This window comes from Telluria sp. AC161, from assembly GCF_979258535.1.
This window is the reverse complement of sequence record NZ_OZ409861.1, coordinates 784,539-804,771: the sequence shown is the minus strand read 5'-3', so window position 1 is coordinate 804,771 and position 20,233 is coordinate 784,539. Positions and strand designations below refer to the sequence as shown.

At 63.4% G+C, this 20,233-nt stretch carries 17 protein-coding genes and 1 pseudogene; 4 read left to right on the top strand and 14 right to left on the bottom strand.

Features of this window, described 5'->3' with window-relative positions; genetic code table 11:
- Positions 1-56 precede the first annotated feature (56 nt).
- The 3 genes from trmD to rpsP are packed head-to-tail and all read right to left on the bottom strand — an operon-like array spanning position 57 to position 1,685.
- Positions 57-818: a tRNA (guanosine(37)-N1)-methyltransferase TrmD gene (gene trmD / locus ACZ0AJ_RS03615; RefSeq protein WP_499452781.1), complete on the bottom strand. Its 762-nt coding sequence runs from the start codon at positions 816-818 to the stop codon at positions 57-59.
- A 26-nt stretch (positions 819-844) separates the two neighbouring features.
- Positions 845-1,411: a ribosome maturation factor RimM gene (gene rimM, locus ACZ0AJ_RS03610; protein WP_499452780.1), complete on the bottom strand. Its 567-nt coding sequence runs from the start codon at positions 1,409-1,411 to the stop codon at positions 845-847.
- A 25-nt stretch (positions 1,412-1,436) separates the two neighbouring features.
- On the bottom strand, positions 1,437-1,685 hold the full coding sequence (gene rpsP / locus ACZ0AJ_RS03605; protein WP_183549939.1) for a 30S ribosomal protein S16: 249 nt from the start codon (positions 1,683-1,685) through the stop codon (positions 1,437-1,439).
- 248 nt (positions 1,686-1,933) lie between these two features.
- Here rpsP and ACZ0AJ_RS03600 point away from each other — a divergent pair, with 248 nt between their 5' ends.
- Positions 1,934-2,347, top strand: a complete 414-nt coding sequence (locus ACZ0AJ_RS03600; RefSeq protein WP_499453919.1) for an NINE protein — start codon at positions 1,934-1,936, stop codon at positions 2,345-2,347.
- A 181-nt stretch (positions 2,348-2,528) separates the two neighbouring features.
- Here ACZ0AJ_RS03600 and ACZ0AJ_RS03595 read toward each other — a convergent pair whose 3' ends face one another.
- From ACZ0AJ_RS03595 to ACZ0AJ_RS03575, 5 genes are all read right to left on the bottom strand, one after another.
- Entirely contained in the window at positions 2,529-4,319 is a 1,791-nt protein-coding gene (locus tag ACZ0AJ_RS03595; RefSeq protein ID WP_499452777.1) for an acyl-CoA dehydrogenase, read from the bottom strand.
- A gap of 110 nt (positions 4,320-4,429) precedes the next feature.
- Entirely contained in the window at positions 4,430-5,359 is a 930-nt protein-coding gene (locus ACZ0AJ_RS03590) for an electron transfer flavoprotein subunit alpha/FixB family protein (RefSeq protein ID WP_499453918.1), read from the bottom strand.
- A 34-nt stretch (positions 5,360-5,393) separates the two neighbouring features.
- On the bottom strand, positions 5,394-6,143 hold the full coding sequence (locus ACZ0AJ_RS03585; RefSeq protein WP_258836221.1) for an electron transfer flavoprotein subunit beta/FixA family protein: 750 nt from the start codon (positions 6,141-6,143) through the stop codon (positions 5,394-5,396).
- Between the two features lie 221 nt (positions 6,144-6,364).
- Positions 6,365-6,592, bottom strand: coding sequence for a sulfurtransferase TusA family protein (locus tag ACZ0AJ_RS03580; protein WP_183553472.1), 228 nt, complete (start codon positions 6,590-6,592; stop codon positions 6,365-6,367).
- A gap of 364 nt (positions 6,593-6,956) precedes the next feature.
- Entirely contained in the window at positions 6,957-7,283 is a 327-nt protein-coding gene (locus ACZ0AJ_RS03575; RefSeq protein WP_499453915.1) for a putative quinol monooxygenase, read from the bottom strand.
- A gap of 151 nt (positions 7,284-7,434) precedes the next feature.
- Here ACZ0AJ_RS03575 and ACZ0AJ_RS03570 point away from each other — a divergent pair, with 151 nt between their 5' ends.
- A complete protein-coding gene (locus tag ACZ0AJ_RS03570; protein WP_499453913.1) occupies positions 7,435-8,352 on the top strand; it encodes a LysR family transcriptional regulator in 918 nt (305 codons plus the stop codon).
- 52 nt (positions 8,353-8,404) lie between these two features.
- On the opposite strand, the gene alaS is transcribed toward ACZ0AJ_RS03570, so the two are convergent.
- From alaS to ACZ0AJ_RS03550, 4 genes are all read right to left on the bottom strand, one after another.
- Positions 8,405-11,014 (bottom strand): alanine--tRNA ligase, encoded by a 2,610-nt coding sequence (alaS, locus tag ACZ0AJ_RS03565; RefSeq protein WP_499453911.1) that lies wholly within the window; start codon positions 11,012-11,014, stop codon positions 8,405-8,407.
- Between the two features lie 72 nt (positions 11,015-11,086).
- A complete protein-coding gene (locus tag ACZ0AJ_RS03560) occupies positions 11,087-12,742 on the bottom strand; it encodes a flagellinolysin (protein WP_499452773.1) in 1,656 nt (551 codons plus the stop codon).
- A gap of 94 nt (positions 12,743-12,836) precedes the next feature.
- Complete coding sequence (gene ugpQ, locus ACZ0AJ_RS03555) at positions 12,837-13,589, bottom strand: glycerophosphodiester phosphodiesterase (RefSeq protein WP_499456718.1); 753 nt, start codon at positions 13,587-13,589, stop codon at positions 12,837-12,839.
- Between the two features lie 17 nt (positions 13,590-13,606).
- Entirely contained in the window at positions 13,607-13,957 is a 351-nt protein-coding gene (locus ACZ0AJ_RS03550) for a DUF1294 domain-containing protein (protein ID WP_499452772.1), read from the bottom strand.
- A gap of 809 nt (positions 13,958-14,766) precedes the next feature.
- On the opposite strand from ACZ0AJ_RS03550, the gene ACZ0AJ_RS03545 reads away from it, so the two are divergent.
- A complete protein-coding gene (locus tag ACZ0AJ_RS03545) occupies positions 14,767-15,189 on the top strand; it encodes a DUF3597 domain-containing protein (protein WP_332530914.1) in 423 nt (140 codons plus the stop codon).
- 135 nt (positions 15,190-15,324) lie between these two features.
- Here the strand turns inward: ACZ0AJ_RS03545 and ACZ0AJ_RS03540 are convergent.
- Together ACZ0AJ_RS03540 and trpS are read right to left on the bottom strand one after the other, a co-directional pair.
- Positions 15,325-16,372, bottom strand: a pseudogene (locus tag ACZ0AJ_RS03540) (serine endopeptidase).
- Positions 16,373-16,499: 127 nt separating this feature from the next.
- Entirely contained in the window at positions 16,500-17,561 is a 1,062-nt protein-coding gene (gene trpS / locus ACZ0AJ_RS03535) for a tryptophan--tRNA ligase (protein WP_499453908.1), read from the bottom strand.
- A 299-nt stretch (positions 17,562-17,860) separates the two neighbouring features.
- Here trpS and ACZ0AJ_RS03530 point away from each other — a divergent pair, with 299 nt between their 5' ends.
- The gene (locus ACZ0AJ_RS03530) at positions 17,861-20,188 is read left to right on the top strand and encodes a family 1 glycosylhydrolase (protein WP_499453906.1); all 2,328 of its coding nucleotides are present in this window, start codon (positions 17,861-17,863) and stop codon (positions 20,186-20,188) included.
- Positions 20,189-20,233: the final 45 nt, after the last annotated feature.

Here is a 20,233-nt window from a genome sequence, read left to right as displayed (position 1 = left end):
GCTTTTGCATGCGTCTTGCGACGCATATTCTGTACGCGTCTTGCAACGCCACATTCTTACTCGGCAGGTTTGACCAACCCTGCCAGAAACTGTTCGTCCTTCTCCGTCAGCTGGCCGGCGGCGCGCGCCGCGTCCAGCAGATCCGGCCGTTTTGACAAGGTCGCTTCCAGCATGCGCTGGCGGCGCCACTTAACGATCTCGGCGTGGTTGCCACCCATCAGGACAGGTGGTACCGGTATGTCTTCGTACACGTCAGGCCGCGTATAGTGCGGCGAGTCGAGCAAGCCGTTGACGAAACTGTCTTCGACGGCCGATGCATCGTCGCCGAGCACGCCGGGAATCAGGCGTACCACGGCGTCCATCAGGGCCATCGCCGGCAATTCACCGCCCGATAGCACGAAGTCGCCGAGAGATATTTCCTCATCGACGCAGCGATCGAGCAGGCGCTGATCCACCGCTTCGTAGCGACCGCACAGGATGACGAGACCAGGCTCGTCCTTCAGTGCCATCGCGCGGGCATGGGTCAGCGGCTTGCCTTGCGGCGACATGAACACCACGCGCGGGCTCGGCAGACCGAGGTCTTGCTGGCGCGCCTTCGCGGCATCGATGGTCGCTTCGAGCGGCCGTGCCATCATCACCATGCCGGGACCTCCGCCATACGGGCGGTCATCGACGGTGCGGTGACGGTCTTGCGTGAAATCGCGTGGATTCCAGAGATGCAAGCCCCAGCGTTGCTGCTCGAACGCACGGCGGGTGACCCCGGACTGCGTCAATGCGGCAAACATTTCCGGGAACAAGCTCACGACGTCAAATTGCATCGGATCTCAAGCCCACGTGGACGGGTTCAAAAATCGAGACCCCAGTCCAGGGTAATCAGTTTTTGGTCGAGGCTGACAGTCTTGACGAACTGGTCGACGAACGGCACGAGGCGCTCGGGGGCCTTCTCGTCTGACGACGGATCGGGCACCGGCACGATGCGCAAAATCGATTGCGCGCCATTGCTCATCATGTCGGCCACCTTGCCCAGGGCTTCGCCCTGCAGGTTGACCACGTCAAGCCCGATCAGATCGGACCAGTAATACTCATCTTCTTCGAGCGCGGGAAACGCGCTGCGTGCGATCTGTACCGTAGCGCCCTTGAGCGCTTCGGCAGCATCGCGGCCCTGCAGGCCGACCAGCGTGGCGACGACATCGCCGCCATGCAGTTTTGCACTGCGCACCGTGACGGCGTGCAGAGTCGGCTTGCTGACCCACCAGGTTTTCACGTTCAGCAGCGCATCGGCATCAGCGGAGTGCGGCGTGACACGAATGCCACCATTGATGCCATAAGCACCGGACACGTACCCCACTTCGGCCAGATCGGCGGGAACCGAGGTTCCCGTACCTGCGTTGCTCGCTGCTGAATCGTTCAAACCTGCGTACCTTGCTTAATTAAAATTAAGCAGCTGGCTTTTGCTGGGCGACCAGGCGAGCGACGGTTGGCGACAGTTGTGCGCCAACGCCTTGCCAGTGCGACAGACGGTCAGCAGCGATACGCAGGCTGACTTCAGCGCCCGATGCCATCGGGTTGTAGAAACCGATACGCTCGATGAAACGACCATCGCGACGATTGCGCGAATCAGTTGCAACGATGTTGAAGAACGGACGCTTTTTTGCGCCACCACGAGCCAAACGAATAACGACCATAATATTTCCGAAAAAGTTGTTCTGGACGGAGAAAGTCGACGATTATAGCGCGCGACACCGAACAGCAGCAAGCGTTAATGATACAGGGCGCGCAGTCCCAGGAGAATCAACCATTATCACCGATTTCGCGCCATACCGCTACCAGCCATCTGCCCGATTGGCCTGGAATACGCTGTCAAGCGCCGAAAGCGTGCCATTCGCGCCAATCTGGACGATACTTTGGCTTTCCTGAACGATTGACAACATCCATGGCTGCTGTGCACAAGAACAAGACTGTCGCCACCCTGCTTGCCCTGCTGCTGGGTGGCTTCGGCGTTCACCGCTTTTATCTGAAGCCCGGAGCGGACCGGATCGGCCTGCTGCACCTGTGCTGCCTGCCGGTCACGGGGATCCTGTACGGCGCGGTCAAACCACATCCGTTCTATATCGTGCTGCCGCTGCTGGTGTCGTACATCGTCGGCTTCGTCGAGGCGCTCGTGATCGGCCTGACGCCGGATGAGAAGTGGGACGCCCAATACAACGCGCACAGCGGGCAGCAGACGCGCTCGAACTGGGTGCTGGTGTTGCTGCTGGTGATCACGATGCTGGTGGCGACGACTGTGCTGATCGGGACGATCGCACGGCTGTCGGATGTGATGTACACGGGTGGTGCGTACGGGTGAAGAACGCGGGTTGCGTACGATCGTGGTGGGCAACGGTTTGTTGAACGCGTGGACGGCAGAGCCGTCCACCCTACATGCCCACGGTCGGGTGGACGGATTTTCCGTCCACGCGTTCAACGAGCCTTAAGACACCACGGCGTGGCCGGCACTGCCCAGGGCGCGTGCCGGCCTGCATGCCTGTTTAGAACTGCTCGATCTCCAGCGCCAGCACGCCCGCTGCGCCATCCACGATCGACGTGCGCAGCCCCGGCGCTTGCGACAGGATGTGGTCGGCAAAAAAGCGCGCCGTGCCGATCTTGGCGCGGTAAAAGGCGGCATCGCCCTCCCCGGCATCCAGGCGTTTCTGCGCCGCCAGCGCCGCGCGCGCCATCTGCCAGCCACCCAGCACGATGCCGGCGAGCTTCAGGTACGTGACGCTGCCGGCAAACACCGCCTTCACGTCCGTCTTGATATTGGCCACCACATACTCGACCACTTGTTCGAGTGCCGCGCTGCCTTCTTGCAGGCGCTGCGCAATGGCCACGAAATCGGCGTTCTGCGCCTCGCCCAGCTGGCGCTCGACATCGCGGATCTGCGCGATCAGCGCCTTGGCCACGGCGCCACCATCGCGCACCGTCTTGCGACCCACCAGGTCGTTGGCCTGAATCGCCGTCGTGCCTTCGTAGATGGTCAGGATCTTGGCATCGCGGTAGTGCTGCGCCGCGCCCGTTTCTTCGATGAAGCCCATGCCGCCATGCACCTGCACGCCGTCGCGCGCGACCTGCTCGCTCATCTCGGTCGCCCAGCCCTTGATGACGGGGACCAGGTATTCATAGATGGCCAGATTCGCCGTGCGCGTGGCCTCATCCGGATGGTGATGGGCCAGATCGGACAGCGCCGCACCGATATAGGCCAGCGCGCGCGCCGCTTCGGTCTGCGAACGCATCGACATCAGCATGCGGCGCACGTCCGGGTGGTGGATGATCGTCACCGGACCGCTCGAGCCGGCCACGTCGCGCGACTGGACGCGGTCCTTGGCGAAGGCCACGGCGCCCTGGTACGCATGCTCGGCCAGGCCGACGCCCTGGATGCCCACGCCGAAGCGCGCTGCATTCATCATGATGAACATGTATTCGAGGCCACGATTTTCTTCGCCGACCAGCGTGCCGACGGCCCCGCCGTTGTCACCAAACTGCAGCACGGCCGTTGGACTGGCCTTGATGCCCAGCTTGTGTTCGATCGAGACGCAGGCGACGTCGTTGCGCGCGCCCAGCGAACCATCGTCATTGATCATGAACTTGGGCACGATGAACAGCGAGATCCCCTTCACACCCGGCGGCGCGTCAGGCGTGCGCGCCAGCACCAGGTGCACGATGTTCTCGGTCATGTCGTGATCGCCATACGTGATGTAGATCTTGGTGCCGAACAGCTTATAGGTGCCATCGCCCTGCGGCTCGGCGCGGGTGCGCACGGCGGCCAGGTCGGAGCCGGCCTGCGGCTCGGTCAGGTTCATGGTGCCGGTCCACCGGCCCGATACCAGCGGCTCGAGGAAGCGCGCCTTTTGCGCGTCCGAGCCGGCGGTGAGCAAGGCTTCGATGGCGCCGTCGGACAACAGTGCCACCAGCGCGAACGACAGGTTGGCGCCGTGCAGCATCTCCATGCAGGGCGTGGCCACGAGCTTGGGCAAGCCCTGCCCGCCGAAGTCCTGCGGATGCTGCACGCCCTGCCAGCCGGCCTCGGCGTACGCCTTGAACGCCTCGCGGAAGCCCTTGGTCGTGGTAACGGTGCCATCTTTCCAGTAGCTCGGGTCCTTGTCGCCCACGCGATTCAGCGGCGCGATCACGTCGCGGCAGAATTTCGCGTTTTCTTCGAGGACCGCTTCCACGGTGTCGGGCGTCGCATCTTCACAGCCGGGCAGCGCATTGATCTCGGCCAGGTTGGCCAGTTCGGTCAGCACGAACTGCATGTCTTTCAGCGGGGCGTTGTAGCTCACCATTGTCTCCTGAATAAATTCTTATGCAAAAAAAACGCCGTTCCTGCACGGGCGGGAACGGCGTCATTGGCGGCTGTCGGCGCGGCGTACAACGACGCCGCGCCTGGCGATCAGCCCAGTTCCTTGACCAGTTCCGGCACTGCCTCGAACAGGTCGCCCACCAGGCCGTAGTCGGCAACCGAGAAGATCGGCGCTTCCGGATCCTTGTTGATGGCGACGATGACCTTCGAGTCCTTCATGCCGGCCAGGTGCTGGATCGCGCCGGAAATACCGACAGCGATGTACAGCGTTGGCGCGACGATCTTGCCCGTCTGGCCAACCTGCCAGTCGTTCGGCACGAAACCGGCGTCGACGGCGGCGCGCGATGCACCCATGGCCGCGCCCAGCTTGTCGGCCAGCGGCTCGAGGATCTTGAAGTTGTCGGCCGAACCGATGCCACGGCCACCCGAGACGATCACCTTGGCGGCGGTCAGTTCAGGACGGTCCGACTTGGCCAGCTCGCGGCCCACGAAGCTCGACGTACCCGCGTCAAGCACGGCAGCGATGGCTTCGATGGCGGCCGAGCCACCAGCGGCTGCGGAGTCGAACGCCGTGCCGCGCACGGTGATGACTTTCACGCTGTCGCTCGACTGCACGGTGGCAATTGCGTTACCGGCATAGATCGGGCGCTCGAACGTGTCGGGCGAATCGACCTTGGTGATTTCGGAAATCTGCGCGACGTCGAGCTTGGCAGCCACGCGCGGCAGGATGTTCTTGCCGTAGGCGGTGGCCGGCGCGAGGATGTGCGAGTAGCTGCCGGCGATCGCCAGGATCTGCTCGGCCACGTTCTCGGCCAGGCCGTCGGCGAAGTGTGGCGCATCGGCGACCAGCACTTTCGAGACGCCCGCGATCTGCGCAGCAGCTTCGGCAGCGGCGCCGCAACCCGAACCGGCGACCAGGATGTGCACATCGCCGCCGCACTGGACAGCTGCGGTGACGGTGTGGTGGGTAGCGCCCTTCAGGGAGCCGTTGTCGTGTTCAGCAATGACTAATGCGACCATGTTGATTCCTATCTTGTAAGTGACGACAAACGGCTCAGATGACTTTGGCTTCAGTGCGCAGTTTCTGCACCAGGGTGCCCACGTCCGGGACCTTGACGCCCGCCGAGCGCTTGGCTGGCTCGACGACTTTCAGCGTCTTCAGGCGCGGCGCCACGTCCACGCCCAGGTCTTCCGGCTTGATCGTCTCGAGCGGCTTTTTCTTGGCCTTCATGATGTTCGGCAGCGTCACGTAGCGCGGCTCGTTCAGGCGCAGGTCGGTGGTGATGACCGCCGGCAGCTTGAGCGCCACGGTTTCCAGGCCGCCGTCGACTTCGCGCGTCACGGTGACCTTGTCGTCCTCGAGCACCACTTTCGACGCGAACGTCGCTTGTGGCCAGCCCAGCAGCGCGGCGAGCATCTGGCCGGTCTGGTTCGAGTCGTCATCGATTGCCTGCTTGCCCAGGATGATCAGCTGTGGCTGCTCTTTATCAGCCAGCGCCTTCATGATCTTGGCCACGCCCAGCGGCTCGGTGTCGCCGGCGGTCTCGACCAGGATGGCGCGGTCGGCGCCGATGGCCAGGCCGGTGCGCAGGGTTTCCTGGCACTGCGGCACGCCGATCGACACTGCCACCACTTCGGTAACCTTGCCGCCTTCTTTCAGGCGGGTCGCCTCTTCCAGCGCGATTTCGTCGAACGGGTTCATCGACATCTTGACGTTGGCGATATCCACACCACTGTTGTCGGACTTGACGCGAACCTTGACGTTGTAGTCGACCACGCGTTTGACGGGTACCAGGACTTTCATAGGGTGCCTTTTAAAATGAGATGGAGACAGACTAAAGTGGCTCAGATTATATGAGAAATCGGGGCAACGGGCCAAATTAAAGCACGAGCGTGCGATTTTTTAGTAGAGGAAAACACCTAAAGTACTCGGTCTGTCATGAATTCGGGGAAAACAAACGGGGCAAAGACCCCGGCACGGCAACGATGCGCGCCGTGTCGACAGGCGCGACACGGCGGTTTCGATTACTTGCGGCGCATCAGAAACGTGAACTCGCCGTGTTCAAAGGTGTGGGCCAGCAGTGCATTGCCGGTCTGTTTGGCAAACGCCTGAAAGTCGCGCACGGAGCCGGTGTCGGTGGCCACGATACGCAACACCTGGCCACTCTCCATTTCGGCGAGCGCCTTCTTCGCTTTGAGGATGGGCAGTGGGCAATTGAGCCCCCGCGCATCCAGATCTCTCTGGAATTCCATGGTGTCGGTGTCAGTGTCGAAAATGATGTCGCTCATCGCATTCCTGATCAGTAAGGAGGGTGCTGGAACTCGAATACTACTCCAATTCCCACAGTATGACGCAGCGCACCAAAATAGTCATAGATTGTTGCGAGCCTGCAACCCAGTGTTAAAAGCTTGACGAACTGCTACCGAGTCTGTACTGGATGCTCACGAAAAAGCACTATGGTGGTGCATCACGCGATGCAAGATGCGACCCAAATCGGCGCGCGCAATAGACGGTCAGACAATCCGGCGCAATAAAGTGGAAAGGTGCTTGGCTTGAAACGCCGATGTGCGGGTCAATGCAGGTCCGACAGCTGACGATGCACCTGGATTGCGCCAATCAACCCAGCAATGTTCGCCCTGCCGACTCAGACAGATAGACGTCACGGCGTACGACGCGCAGTGTGAATGCTTGCTCCAGCATGGTGAGAAAATCAGGACTACTCAGGTGAGCATCGAGCGCTTCTTGCGTCGCCCACCCTTCGGTCAGATGAAACACATTGGCCCGCGTCAGGTCTTGCGCAGCGATGTAGTACAGGCAGCCTGGTTTGCCAGCGATCTGGTCGATCGACGCCGTCGCAATGCGTGCAAACGCCGCAGCGTCCAGCGGATCGATTTCATAGGTCCCGACCAGGCTGACAAAGCGTTCAGTTGTAGAGGTGTTCATGTAGGTTCCTGTCATGGTAAAACCCGGGGCACGAGCGTGTGCGCATGGGGTCGATCCGTGCAGTCTGATGGCTGACTGCCCGCGCGAGAACCCATGCTGCGCTCATATCATTTATGCTCCTGCTGCATAAAATGACTTCACGCGGGCAGGAATGGATAAATTGTTGTGGATGCGTTGCTTCGTGCGCGCCGTCGAAACCGGTAGTTTTTCAGCTGTCGCGCGGGAGCTCGGGATCGGACAACCGAACGTCAGCCGGCATGTGGCGGCACTGGAAAAGTCGCTCGGTACGCGGCTATTGCACCGCTCGACGCGGCAGATGGTTGCCACGGCCGAGGGCCAGCGCTACTACGCGCAAGCGCGCCAGGCACTCGACATCATCGGAGAAGCCGAAGCACAGGCGCATGGCCAACAAGATCCGCATGGACTGCTGCGCATTGCCTGTCCCGAAAGTATAGGAACTGAACTCCTGATACCCGCACTGCCGGATTTCCTGCAGCGCTATCCGCATGTCGATGTGGAATGTCGCCTGGGTGACGCGTACATCGACCTGGTGGCCGAAGGCATCGATATCGCCATACGGGGTGGCAAATTACGTGACAGCACCCTGCGTGCGCGGTGCGTCGGTCAATCTGCGCGCATCTGCGTGGCAAGCAGGACGTATTTGAGGCAACGTGGCACACCGCTGGAACCCGGCGACCTGGCTGCGCACGACTGCATCATGTATACCTTGCTGGCAGCCGGCAATGACAGCTGGCCGTTCAAGGATGGCGATCGCAAGGTCAGCGGGCGTGTGCGGCTCAATAGCCTGGACGGCATCCGGCGCGCCGTCCTGAACGACCTGGGGATCGCTTACCTGCCTGCCTGGATGGTGAGCGAAGAACTGCAGAGCGGCGAACTGGTCGCATTGTTGACCGCGCATGGGGCGCCGCCTGTGCCCGTCAATGTGCTGTATTCGGCAGAGCGACGCCTGCCCCGGCGTGCAGCAGTTTTCATTGACTTCATTGCGCAGGTGCTTGCCAGGGTTCCCGGACTTGACAGCAGCAAGGTCGTTCCCACACCTTCGACTTGACCCAAATAAAAAACGCCGCCCGAAGGCGGCGTCGATCTCGCAGACAGCGTGCTTACGCGCGCTCGCCCACCCAGCCCGCCACGCCGGCCAGCGCTGCCGGCAGGCCCGATGGGTCGGTACCGCCGGCCTGCGCCATGTCCGGACGCCCGCCACCCTTGCCACCCACCTGCTGGGCCACAAAGTTGACCAGCTCGCCGGCCTTGACCTTGCCGGTGGCATCCTTGGTCACGCCTGCGATCAGGCTGACCTTGCCGTCGAGGACGCTTGCCAGCACGATCGCGGCCGTGCCCAGCTTGTCCTTGAGCTTGTCCATGGCTTCGCGCAGCGTTGCCACGTCGGCGCCTTCCATCGTCGCTGCCAGCACCTTGATGCCGTTCACGTCGATGGCTTGTGCGATCAGCTCGTCGCCCTGCCCCGACGCCAGCTTCGACTTCAGTGCAGCGACTTCTTTTTCGAGCAGCTTCACCTGGTCTTGCACCTGGCCGATACGGCCCGTCAGTTCGTCAGGATTGGTCTTCAGCGCGCCGGCCGCTTCGATCAGCTTGCGGTTGATCGATTGCACCAGGGCCAGTGCGCCTTCGCCCGTGACGGCTTCGATGCGGCGGATGCCGGCAGCGACGCCGCCTTCGGACACGATCTTGAACAGGCCGATGTCGCCGGTGCGGGTCACGTGGACGCCGCCGCACAGCTCTTTCGACGTACCGATGTCGAGCACGCGCACGGTGTCGCCGTACTTCTCGCCAAACAGCGCCATGGCGCCGTGCTTGACCGCATCGTCGAACGTCATATTGTGCGATTGCGTCGCGTGGTTCTCGAGGATCTCGCGGTTGACGATGGCTTCGACCTGCGTGATTTCGTCCAGCGTCAGCGCCTGCGGATGGCTGAAGTCGAAGCGGGTTTTATCCGGGTCAACCAGCGAACCTTTTTGCTGGACGTGCGTGCCCAGCACTTCGCGCAGCGCCTTGTGCATCAGGTGCGTTGCCGAGTGATTGCGGATGGTGCGTGCACGCTTGGCCGTGTCGACCTGTGCGTCGACCGTTGCGCCGACCTTCAGCGTGCCTTCGCGCAGCACGCCGTGGTGACCGAAGACGTCGGCCTGGATCTTGAGCGTGTCTTCGACTTCGAAGCGGATGGCACCATCGCCAATCACGCCCTGGTCACCCACCTGGCCGCCCGATTCGGCGTAGAACGGCGTCGTGTCGAGCACGACGATGCCAGCCTGGCCGGCGCTCAGTTGCTCGACCTTCACACCGTCGGCATACAGCGCCAGCACGTGCGTGTTGTGGGCCAGCGAATCGTAGCCGACGAATTTGGTTTTTTCGCCAGCGTACTCGACGTTGGCGGCCATCTTGAACTTGCCGGCGGCGCGCGCCGTTTTCTTTTGCTGCTCCATCGCAGCGGTAAAGCCCGCTTCGTCGAGCGTGATGCCACGCTCGCGGCAAATGTCGGCGGTGAGGTCCAGCGGGAAGCCGTAGGTGTCGTACAGCGTGAAGGCGGTGCCGCCGTCGAGGTTCTTCGGATCCTTGGCCAGCTGGGCTTCGAGGATCTTCATGCCGTTTTCCAGCGTCTCGCCGAAACGTTCTTCTTCGGCCTTGAGCACTTGCGCCACGCGGTCTTTGGCCGTGCGCAGTTCGGGATAGGCTTCGCCCATCTCGATGTCGAGGTCAGCAACCAGCTTGTAGAAGAATGGCTTGGTCTGGCCCAGCTTGTGGCCGTGGCGCAGCGCGCGGCGCACGATGCGGCGCAGCACGTAGCCGTGGCCTTCGCTGCTCGGGATGATGCCGTCGACGATCATGAACGATGCAGCGCGGATGTGGTCGGCGATGACCTTCAGCGAATTGTTGTCGAGGTCAGGTGCCGCGGTTTCGCGGGCAGCGGCCTTGATCAGGTTCTGGAACAGGTCGATTTCGTAGTTGCTGTGCACGTTCTGCAGCACGGCGGCCAGGCGCTCCATGCCCATGCCGGTATCGATCGACGGCTTCGGCAGCGGGGTCAGCGAGCCGGATTCGTCGCGGTAGAACTGCATGAACACGAGGTTCCAGATTTCGATGAAGCGGTCGCCGTCTTCTTCGGCCGAGCCCGGTGGGCCGCCCCAGATGTCGGCGCCGTGGTCGTAGAAAATCTCGGTGCACGGACCGCATGGGCCCGTATCGGCCATCTGCCAGAAATTGTCGGATGCGTAGCGCGCGCCCTTGTTGTCGCCGATGCGGATGATGCGCTCTTTCGGCACGCCGATCTCGTTGGCCCAGATGTCGTACGCTTCGTCATCCTCGAAGTACACGGTGATGGTCAGCTTTTCGGCTGGCAGCAGGTAGACCTTGGTCAAGAGCTCCCAGGCCAGCTGGATCGCATCGCGCTTGAAGTAGTCGCCGAAGCTGAAGTTGCCCAGCATCTCGAAGAACGTGTGGTGACGCGCCGTGTAGCCGACGTTTTCCAGGTCGTTGTGCTTGCCGCCGGCGCGCACGCAGCGCTGCACGGAGGTCGCGCGCGAGTACGGGCGCGAGTCCAGGCCCAGAAAGACATCCTTGAACTGCACCATGCCGCTGTTGGTCAGCAACATGGTCGGGTCGTTGCCCGGCACCAGCGGGCTGGAACGCACGATGGAATGGCCTTTGGATTCAAAGAACTTGAGGAACTTTTCGCGGATGTCGGAGGATTTCATGTCTGATCGTTGGGCGGAGTGAGGCAGCGTGCCTGTAAAGGAACGATTATAGCCTAGCTCCCCGATCCATTCTCAGCGCAGCAGGCTCAGGATGGAGCGTGGTTGCCCGTTGGCCTGCGCCAGCATCGCCGACGCCGCCTGTTGCAGGATCTGCGTGCGGGTCAGCCGCGCCGTGTCGCTCGCGTAATCGGTGTCCTGGATGCGCGAGCGGGCCGCCTGCATGTTCTGCGAACTCGTCTCGAGGGCACCGGCCGCCAGGTCCAGCCGGTTGCTCGACGCGCCCGTGCGTACGCGCTGCTCGTTGACAAACTCCAGCGCCCGGTCGATGGTCAGCAGCGCTACGCTTGAGCGCGTCATGTCGAGATTGGCCAGGCCAAGTGCGCGCGCATTCATCGATGAAAATTGCAGGTCGATCAGGTCGCCGGCACTGTCGCCGGCCTGCACCTGCACGCGCCGCACGCCGCTGGCGCCGCCCTCGTCCGGGTAGACGACATTGAAACCGGCCAGGCCGTCCGCGGCATTGCTGGTCCCGCTGGCGGGCACGACGGCGCGGGCATCGCGCACAGGGCCGCCGTCAGCGTCCAGGCCACCGATGGCGCCTGTATCGGCATTGGTCAGATTCATTTTTGTATTGATAAATTGTGCGCCATTGGCGCCAAAGTCAGCCAGGAACGCGGCATTGCTGGTGTACACGCCTTTCGAGACGGCATTGAGCGCGGCATCGAGATCGGCGGACTGGTTGTTGTTCAGGTATTGCATGATGCCCTTGATGCCGCCCTCTACGCCCAGGCCCTTCATGCGGTCGTGCAGGTAGCGGCTGGCGGCATACCCGCCTTCGTACGTAAATCCGCCGCCGGCGATGGTGGCGACGACGCCCGCGATGCTGCCGGCGCCGGCCAGCCGCTCGTCGGCGCCATTGATCAGTTCAGCCGTGCCTTCGACAAACCATTGCGGCAGCGCGCCCATGTTCATCGTGCGGCCCATGACGGCATGCACCATTTCATGGGCGACGATGCGGTCGCTGTAGAGCGGTGCGCTGCCACCGTCGGGTGTGGCCGCGGTGCCGAAGTCGGCCATGTCGAGGTTCAGGTGCAGATTGTTCAGCTTGCCGCCGGAGGACGTGCCGGACACCGAGGCGAGCACGTTGTACGCGCCATCCGTGGTCTCGAGGTTGACGGTCAGTCTGGCCCCGTCACCCATGAGCCCGTAATGCTGCCTGATCATGTCCTCGGCCGAGCTGAGCCAGCCGGATTGCAGGCCATCGAGAACGGCGCGCCGCCGTTCGTCGCCGCCAATGCTGACGGTGTCCTGCGAAAACAGCGCTTGCCCGTTGAAACTGGTGTCGGTGCCCACTTGCGTGATGTGTTGCAGCAGTGCCTGCGTCTCTTTCTGCAGCGCGCTGCGATCGCCGTCCGTGTAGCTGCCGTTGCCGGCCGCCACCGCCATCTCGCGCAGGCGTTGCAGGGTCTCGGTGACGCTGGCCATGGCACCATCGGCCACTTGCAGCATCGATGTCGCGTCGCTCAGGCTGCGCATCGCCTGGCTGACGCCGCGCAGGTTCGACGACAGGCGCGACGTGATCGCCTGGCCGGCGGCATCGTCGGACGCGCGGTTGATGCGCATGCCTGAGCTCAGGCGCTCGACGAGCTTTACCGCCTCGGTATCATGCGTGCGCATGCTGCGCTGCGTACTGAGCGACAGGGTATTCGTCGAAATGGAAAGCGCCATGGTGGCAACACCGTCAGGGTGATCGTCCCTTCTTAACGTCACCCCTTCCCTGTTACTTGAGGTCGCAGTGTAAATATAGTGCCTGGCCCTGCTGTCAGGCGAAATCGGGCGTGATCAGGTCGATGCGGTCGGTGCAGAAGGCGTCCACACCCCAGGCCAGCAGTTCGCGCGCGCGGCCGGCATCGTTGACGGTGTAGCAGAACAGGCCGTAGCCGGCGTCCTTGACGGCGCGTGCCTGCTGCCGGCTCAGGTGCAGGTGGTTGGTATGGATGGCGTGTACACCGAGCGCCTGTGCCCGCGTCTGCCAACCGGCGTCGAGCGCGCTGATGAGGCAGGCGCGTGGCAGGGTCGGGGCCGCCGCCTGGGCCGCCGCCAGCGCGACGTCGCTGAACGACGACAACAGCGGCAACGCGGCCGGGTCGCCGGACGCGAGCGCGTCGGCGAACAGCGCGGCCGTCATCTGCGCCACGACGTGGCCCGTCTCGCGTTCGTAGCCGGGCGCCGGCTTGATCTCGATATTCATCCAGATGCCGTGGGCCATGCACAGGCGCGCGAAGGCGTCGAACAGCGGCACCGGCTCGCCCGCGAATCCAGGACCGAACCAGCTGCCGGCATCCATCGCGGCCAGGTCCAGCGCATCGTGCTCGAACACGCTGCCGCTGCCCCGGACCGTGCGGCCCAGGCGCGGATCGTGCAGCACCACGGGGACGCCGTCGCGCGCCAGCATGACGTCGAACTCGGTCGCGCGAAAGCCCGCCGCCATGCCGCAGCGCAAGCCGGCGACCGTGTTTTCGGGCGCGAGCGTGCCGCCGCCACGGTGCGCGAGGATGCGGGGCCACGGCCACACGGGATCGTTCTTCATCATCATGCAAAGGCCGGTTGGCCGAAGCGGTAAGCAAGGAATGCGAATACGCCCAGGTTCAACGCCACCGTCGCCTGGAACTTCCACTGGAACGATTGCTTGCTGGTCTTGTGCCGCAGCCACTGTTGCGCCAGCACGGCGCCGGGCCAGCCACCGATCAGACCCAGCAGCAGGAGCGTGGCTTCCGGTGTACGCCAGGTGCTGGCGCGCGCGGCCGACTTGTCCATCGCGTAGGCCACGAAACAGGTCAGGCTGGTAACGAGGTAGGCGGCGCCGACGACTTGGGACATGTTCCAGGCCAGGCTGGCAAACAGGTATAGGAGGAGGAACACGGCGAGCGGGACGTAGGGCATGCCGACAGCTTACCGTTCGCGGTGCTGTCATGTCCACCTGGCAAATACATGCAGCGCTTCTCTTTCCCGCGCAACACCCACGTAACGATCACAGAGCGCAGAGCGCAGTTCACAGAGCGCAGAGCGCAGTTCACAGAGCGCAGAGCGCAGTTCACAGAGCGCAGATCGTTGATGATCGATGCACCGTGGGTTCGTCATCGTACAGAGCGGTCGATATCAAAACGCCTACGCTGGTCATCCATCCCGGCATTCACCCAGCAGGAGAACACATGGCTTTTGATTTAGGTAATTTGTTGCAGCAATATCTTGGTGGCGCAGGCGCCGCCAGCACCAACGGCAATGCTGCCGCCGACTTCGACCAGGTAGCGCAGAACGCGCCCCGGGCCAGCGTCGCGCAAGGCATCGCGAGCGCACTGCGCTCCGACCAGACCCCACCGTTCCCGCAAATGGTCAGCCAGCTGTTTGGCCAGAGCGACCAGAACCAGCGCGCCGGCATGCTGACCAGCTTGCTGGGCGGCGCAGGTGGCGGCGTGCTGTCGTCGGTCGCCGGTGGCGCACTGAGCAAGATCTTTGGCAACAATGTGCCAACGCAGGTCACGCCTGAACAGGCAGCGCAGGTTTCGCCTGAACAAGTACAGGAACTGGCTGAAAAAGCACAACAGCAGAATCCCGGCATCGTCGATCGCATGAGCGACTTCTACGCCGAGCATCCGACGCTGATCAAGGCTGCCGGGGGCGCCGCCCTGGCTGTCGCACTGGGCTACATGGCAAACAACATCCGTAAGCAATCACCAGAAAAGGAGGGTCCCGTGGGTATCCTGAGCAACATCTTCCATAAAATTTTCCCAGGCAAAAAAGACGCAGCACCGGCGGCAACGCCAACGGCTGCACCTGCTGCCCCGACCGCAGCACCGGCAGCACCAACGGCCGCCGCACCAGCAGCAGCGCCAGCGCCAGCAGCGGCGCCAGCCCAGCCAGTCGATGTCGAGCAAGTCCTGAACGGCATGCTCGCCTCGTCGGGCCAGCAACTGAACTGGCGTTCGTCGATCGTCGACCTGCTCAAGCTGCTCGGCCTCGACAGCAGCCTGCAGTCGCGCAAGGAACTCGCTGCTGAGCTGAACTACACGGGCGACATGAACGATTCGGCCAAGATGAACATCTGGCTGCACCGCCAGGTCATGAACAAGCTGGCAGCCAATGGCGGCAAGGTGCCAGCTGACCTGCGTGACTGATATCGGGTAGCGCGTACTTCACATCTTCCCTGGTATGCGAAGGTGTGTTGAACGCGTGGGCGGAAACCCGCCCACCCTACGTAGCGCGCACTTCATAAAACCGCAACCGGCCCCGCCGGCTGCGGTTTTTTTCATTCAGTCGGCCAGTGTCGTGTTGGCTGCCGCGCCGCACGCAAAGCAGAACCGTGCAAACGCATTCTTGCGCGTCGTGCAGGCAGTACAGCGGTTGAACAGGCCGATGCCACAGTGCGGGCAGAAATCGTTCTTGCCATCCTTCAGGTCGACCGCCCGCTCGCACCCGGGACACAGGCTTTTTGCCAGCCGGGTCTGAGCCACGTCATAGCGCATCCCCTGGCGCCGCTCGGCATCGGGCAAGGCTTCAGCCAGTTTCTGGCGCCAGATATCCCTGCAACCACCGGATCGCATAGCGCCCCGCAACGACTGTCAGGATGATGCCGACGATGTAGCGCACGTACCCGCCATAGCTCGGCAGATACGGCACCAGCTCGAAAAAGAACGTGAACAGCGCAAACAGGATGAAGCCCCAGGCGAACGGCCAGTCGGGCGTCTTGCGCTTGTGCTTGAACAGCCAGCCGGCCGCCAGCAACAGCGGCAGGGTCAGCGCAAGCCGATAGCCAAACACGCGAAGATCGCGCGCAGTCTGCGCTTCAAACAACGCCATCTCGGCAGGCTCTTCCAGCGAACGCCAACGGTTGCCGGCACGCTCCCCGGCCTGGGTTGCATCGAGCAGCGTCTGCTGTTCGGCTTCCACTGCTGCAAGCGCCTTGCGCTCGGCGCTTGCGAGCGCATCGAGTGCTTCGGTGCGCTTGATTAATTCCGGATCCTGCTCGGGCCGCGCGGTCACCTGCCGCGTCGCCAGCCAGTTGGCGAACGTCTCGCGCGCCGACGCAGTATTCGCACTGGCCACCGTGTGCTTCTGGGTCGCCTGTTCCAGGCGCGACTGGGCCTGTTCCTGCGCTTTGTGCGCGGCTTCGCGCTCGGCTTGCACACTGGCCAATTGGGCCGGGTCCATGAATTGCTCGAGCGTCAGTGGCTCTTCAACATCGCGCACGTTCTGCACGATCAGGCTGCCAAGCCCGATCAAGAAGCCGGCAAACACGAACGCAACGAGCCACAGGGCGCGCTGCATCCATTTTTCAGTCAGGCGCAAGCCTTTGCTCATGATGCACTCCCGGGTGATGGACAAGCACGCAGCTTGCCATCACCGGGGGCTTTCTACTACTCACAGTTGAGATAGCCTTGCGCTGCGCTACCGCCGGCATCGCCGCGCGATACCGGTCAGAAGCGCATCAGAAGTACGACAGCCCCAGCGCCTTCTTGACTTCGTCGGTCGTCGCCGCCGCGACTTCACGCGCCTTCATCGTGCCTTCCTTCAGCATCTGCATGACATAGGCCGGGTCTTTCGCGAACTCTTCACGGCGCGTGCGGATCGGCGCCAGCATGTCCTGCAGGATGCCTTCGAGGCGCTTCTTGACGATGCTGTCGCCCAGGCCGCCGCGCTGGTAATGCGCCTTCATCTCGGCCAGGCCGTCCTTGTCGGTATCGAACGCGTCCAGATACGTGAAGGCGACGTTGCCTTCGATGTGGCCCGGATCGGACACCTTCAGGTGCAGCGGGTCGGTGTAGACGTTCCGGACGGCGGCGCGGATCTCGTCAGGGCTGGCGCCCAGGTTGATCGTGTTGCCCAGCGACTTGCTCATCTTGGCCTTGCCGTCGATGCCTGGCAGGCGCCCCACTTCGGGCACGAAGGCCTTGGCTTCCACCAGAATATCGCGCCCGACGATGCGGTTGAACTTGCGCACGATCTCGTTGCACTGCTCGATCATCGGGATCTGGTCTTCACCCACCGGCACCATGTTCGCCTTGAAGGCGGTGATGTCGGCAGCCTGGCTGGCCGGGTAGGTCAAAAAGCCCGCCGGGATGTCGCGCTCGAAGCCGCGCAGGACGATTTCGGCCTTGACGGTCGGGTTGCGCTCGAGGCGCGCGACGGTCACGAGGTTCAGGTAATAGAACGTCAGCTCGGTCAGCTCGGGGATTTGCGACTGGATGAACACGGTCGTTTTGGCCGGATCGATCCCGACAGCAAGGTAATCGAGCGCCACTTCGACCACATTCCGGTGTACCTTACCCAAGTCATCCATATTGTCGGTCATGGCCTGCGAGTCGGCGAGCATGACGAACTGGCGGTATTGATGCTGATACGCCACGCGATCGCGCAGGCTGCCAACGAAGTGGCCCAGGTGCAGCGGGCCCGTCGGCCGGTCACCGGTGAGGATGATCGAGTTGGCAGCCGGCGTAGTTGCGGCGGTCGTTGCGTTATCGGTAGAAGTAGTTGAAGTAGGCAGTGTCATCGAGGTTCCTGGTTCTATGCCCCGATCGCTGCGTATCAACAATGAACGCCGCCTGAATCGAGGCGGCTATGAAATGCACATCATTTCCCGTGGCCGCGCGCTGTCAGCGGCGCCACCAGGAAAGAAGAATTGGATGTGCTTTCGGAAAGATCATGGACCGCATGGTTGCAGGTTGCCGCCGCGCTGTCAACCGCCACCCGGTCCGTGACTCGGCAGCAGGGCTCTCCCAACACAATACAGATCAGTCAGAGCACTTCAGGTCGACCAGCTAGTTGCAATAATATTAAGGAATAAACGCCATGAACAAGAGCACGAACAGCCACAATGATCAGAATCACCAGGACCACCCCCTCGAACTGTGGGGCGGCCTCGAATGCACCGTCAACCGCGTGCAGGATGCCTATTTCAGCCAGCTCGACCGCAATGGCCACACCGACCGGCCGTGCGACATCGAGCGCTTCGCCGGTCTCGGCATCCGCGCCATCCGCTATCCGATCCTGTGGGAACGCACGGCGCCGGATGGCATCGAGAACGCCAACTGGCACTGGCCTGACGAACGCCTGAACGCCCTGCGCGAAGCCGGCGTGACGCCGATCGCCGGCCTCGTCCACCACGGCAGCGGGCCGCGCCACACGAGCCTGGTCGACCCCGGTTTTGCAGAGGCACTGGCCGACTATGCCGGCGCCGTCGCCGCGCGCTATCCCTGGCTCGAGTACTACACCCCCGTCAACGAGATCTGCACGACGGCGCGCTTTGCCGGCCTGTATGGCGTCTGGTATCCGCACGGACGCGACGACCGCACGTTCATCCAGGCGCTGCTGAATCAGTGCCGCGCCACCGTGCTGTCGATGCGCGCGATCCGCGCCGTCAATCCGGCTGCCAAGCTGATCCAGACCGACGATCTCGGCAAGACCTACAGCACGCCCGAACTGAGCGACGTCGCCGAGTTCTACAACGAGCGCCGCTGGCTTGGCTGGGACCTGCTGTGCGGGATGGTCGTGCCCGACCACCCGTTGTGGAACTACCTGCTGCGTAATGGCGCCGATGCCGCCGACATCCTCTGGTTCCGCGACAACCCATGCCCGCCCGACATCATCGGCTGCAATTACTACGTCACGAGCGAGCGCTGGCTCGACCATCGCCCGGAGCGCTATCCGGCGCACCACCGCGGCATGGCCGACGACCTCCCGTGCGCCGACGTCGAAGCCTCGCGCGTGCTGGCCACGCCCACGCCCGGCATCGCTCCGCTGCTGCAGGAAATCTGGGACCGCTACGGCATCCCGCTGGCGATCACCGAGGCGCACATCGACGCCAACCGCGAAGACCAACTGCGCTGGCTGCTTGAAATCTGGGAAGCGGCGCAGGAGTCGCGCGCCAATGGCGTCGACGTGCGCGCCGTGACGGTCTGGGCGCTGCTCGGGTCATTCGACTGGAACTGTCTCGTTACCGCAGAGAACGGCTATTACGAACCTGGCCCGCTCGACGTGCGCTCGCCGCTGCCGCGACGCACTGCGCTGGCCACGATGATGAATGAACTGGCTGCCGGCGAGCCGCTGTCGCACCCGGTGCTGCGCGCGCAGGGATGGTGGCGTCGCCCGGGCCGCTTCGTCTGCCAGCCCGTTGCCACGCCCGGCACGATCGCGTCCATCGCCGACGACGGGCACCGCGTGGTCGACACAAACGCCCCGCCGATCCTGATCCTGGGCGCCACCGGCACGCTGGGCCGCGCCTTTGCCCGCATCTGCGAAAAGCGCAACCTGGCGCACCGCCTGCTGTCGCGCCAGGACATGGACATCGCCGATCAGGAGTCGGTCGAGCGCGCACTGGCCCGCTACAAGCCGTGGGCCGTGATCAATACCTGCGGCTACGTGCGCGTGGACGACGCCGAAAACGAACTCGAACGCTGCATGCGCGAAAACACGGTGGGCGCGGCAACGCTGGCCGCCGCCTGCGCGCAGCATGGCATCCACCTGACGACGTTCTCGAGCGACCTCGTGTTCGATGGCAGCAATGAGCGGCCGTATGTCGAATCCGATCCGGTCGCGCCACTGGGCGTATACGGGCGCAGCAAGGCCGAGGCCGAGCGCGTGGTCCTGCTGAACCACCCGGGCGCGCTGGTCGTGCGCACCAGCGCCTTCTTCGGGCCATGGGACGAGCACAACTTCGTTACGCAGGCACTCGCTGCGCTGGAACGGGGCGATCCGTTCGTCGCCGCCGGTGACCTGACCGTGTCGCCGACCTTCGTGCCCGACCTGGTGCATGCGTGCCTCGACCTCGCGGTGGATGGCGAAGCGGGCATCTGGCACCTGGCCAACCAGGGCGAACTGACCTGGGCCGAGCTGGCGCGCCGCGCGGCCGAGCTGGCCGGCATCGATGCCAGCAGTCTGGAATCAAAAGCGGCCGAGGAATTCGGCTTCACGGCGCCGCGCCCACGCTATTGCGCGCTCGCCAGCGAACGGGGCGCGCTGCTGCCGACGCTCGACGATGCGCTGCGCCGCTACATCGACCTGCGCAATGCCGACCGCGACGAACGGCGCGAGCTCGAAGCGCAAGCCGAACGGCGCCAGGACGTGGCGGGTGGCGAGCGCCAGGCCGAACTGGATGAGGTCATCCACTCGGGGACCTGACCGGTCCGTGTGGTAGGGTTGGCAATCGCGCCAACCCTCCACGAA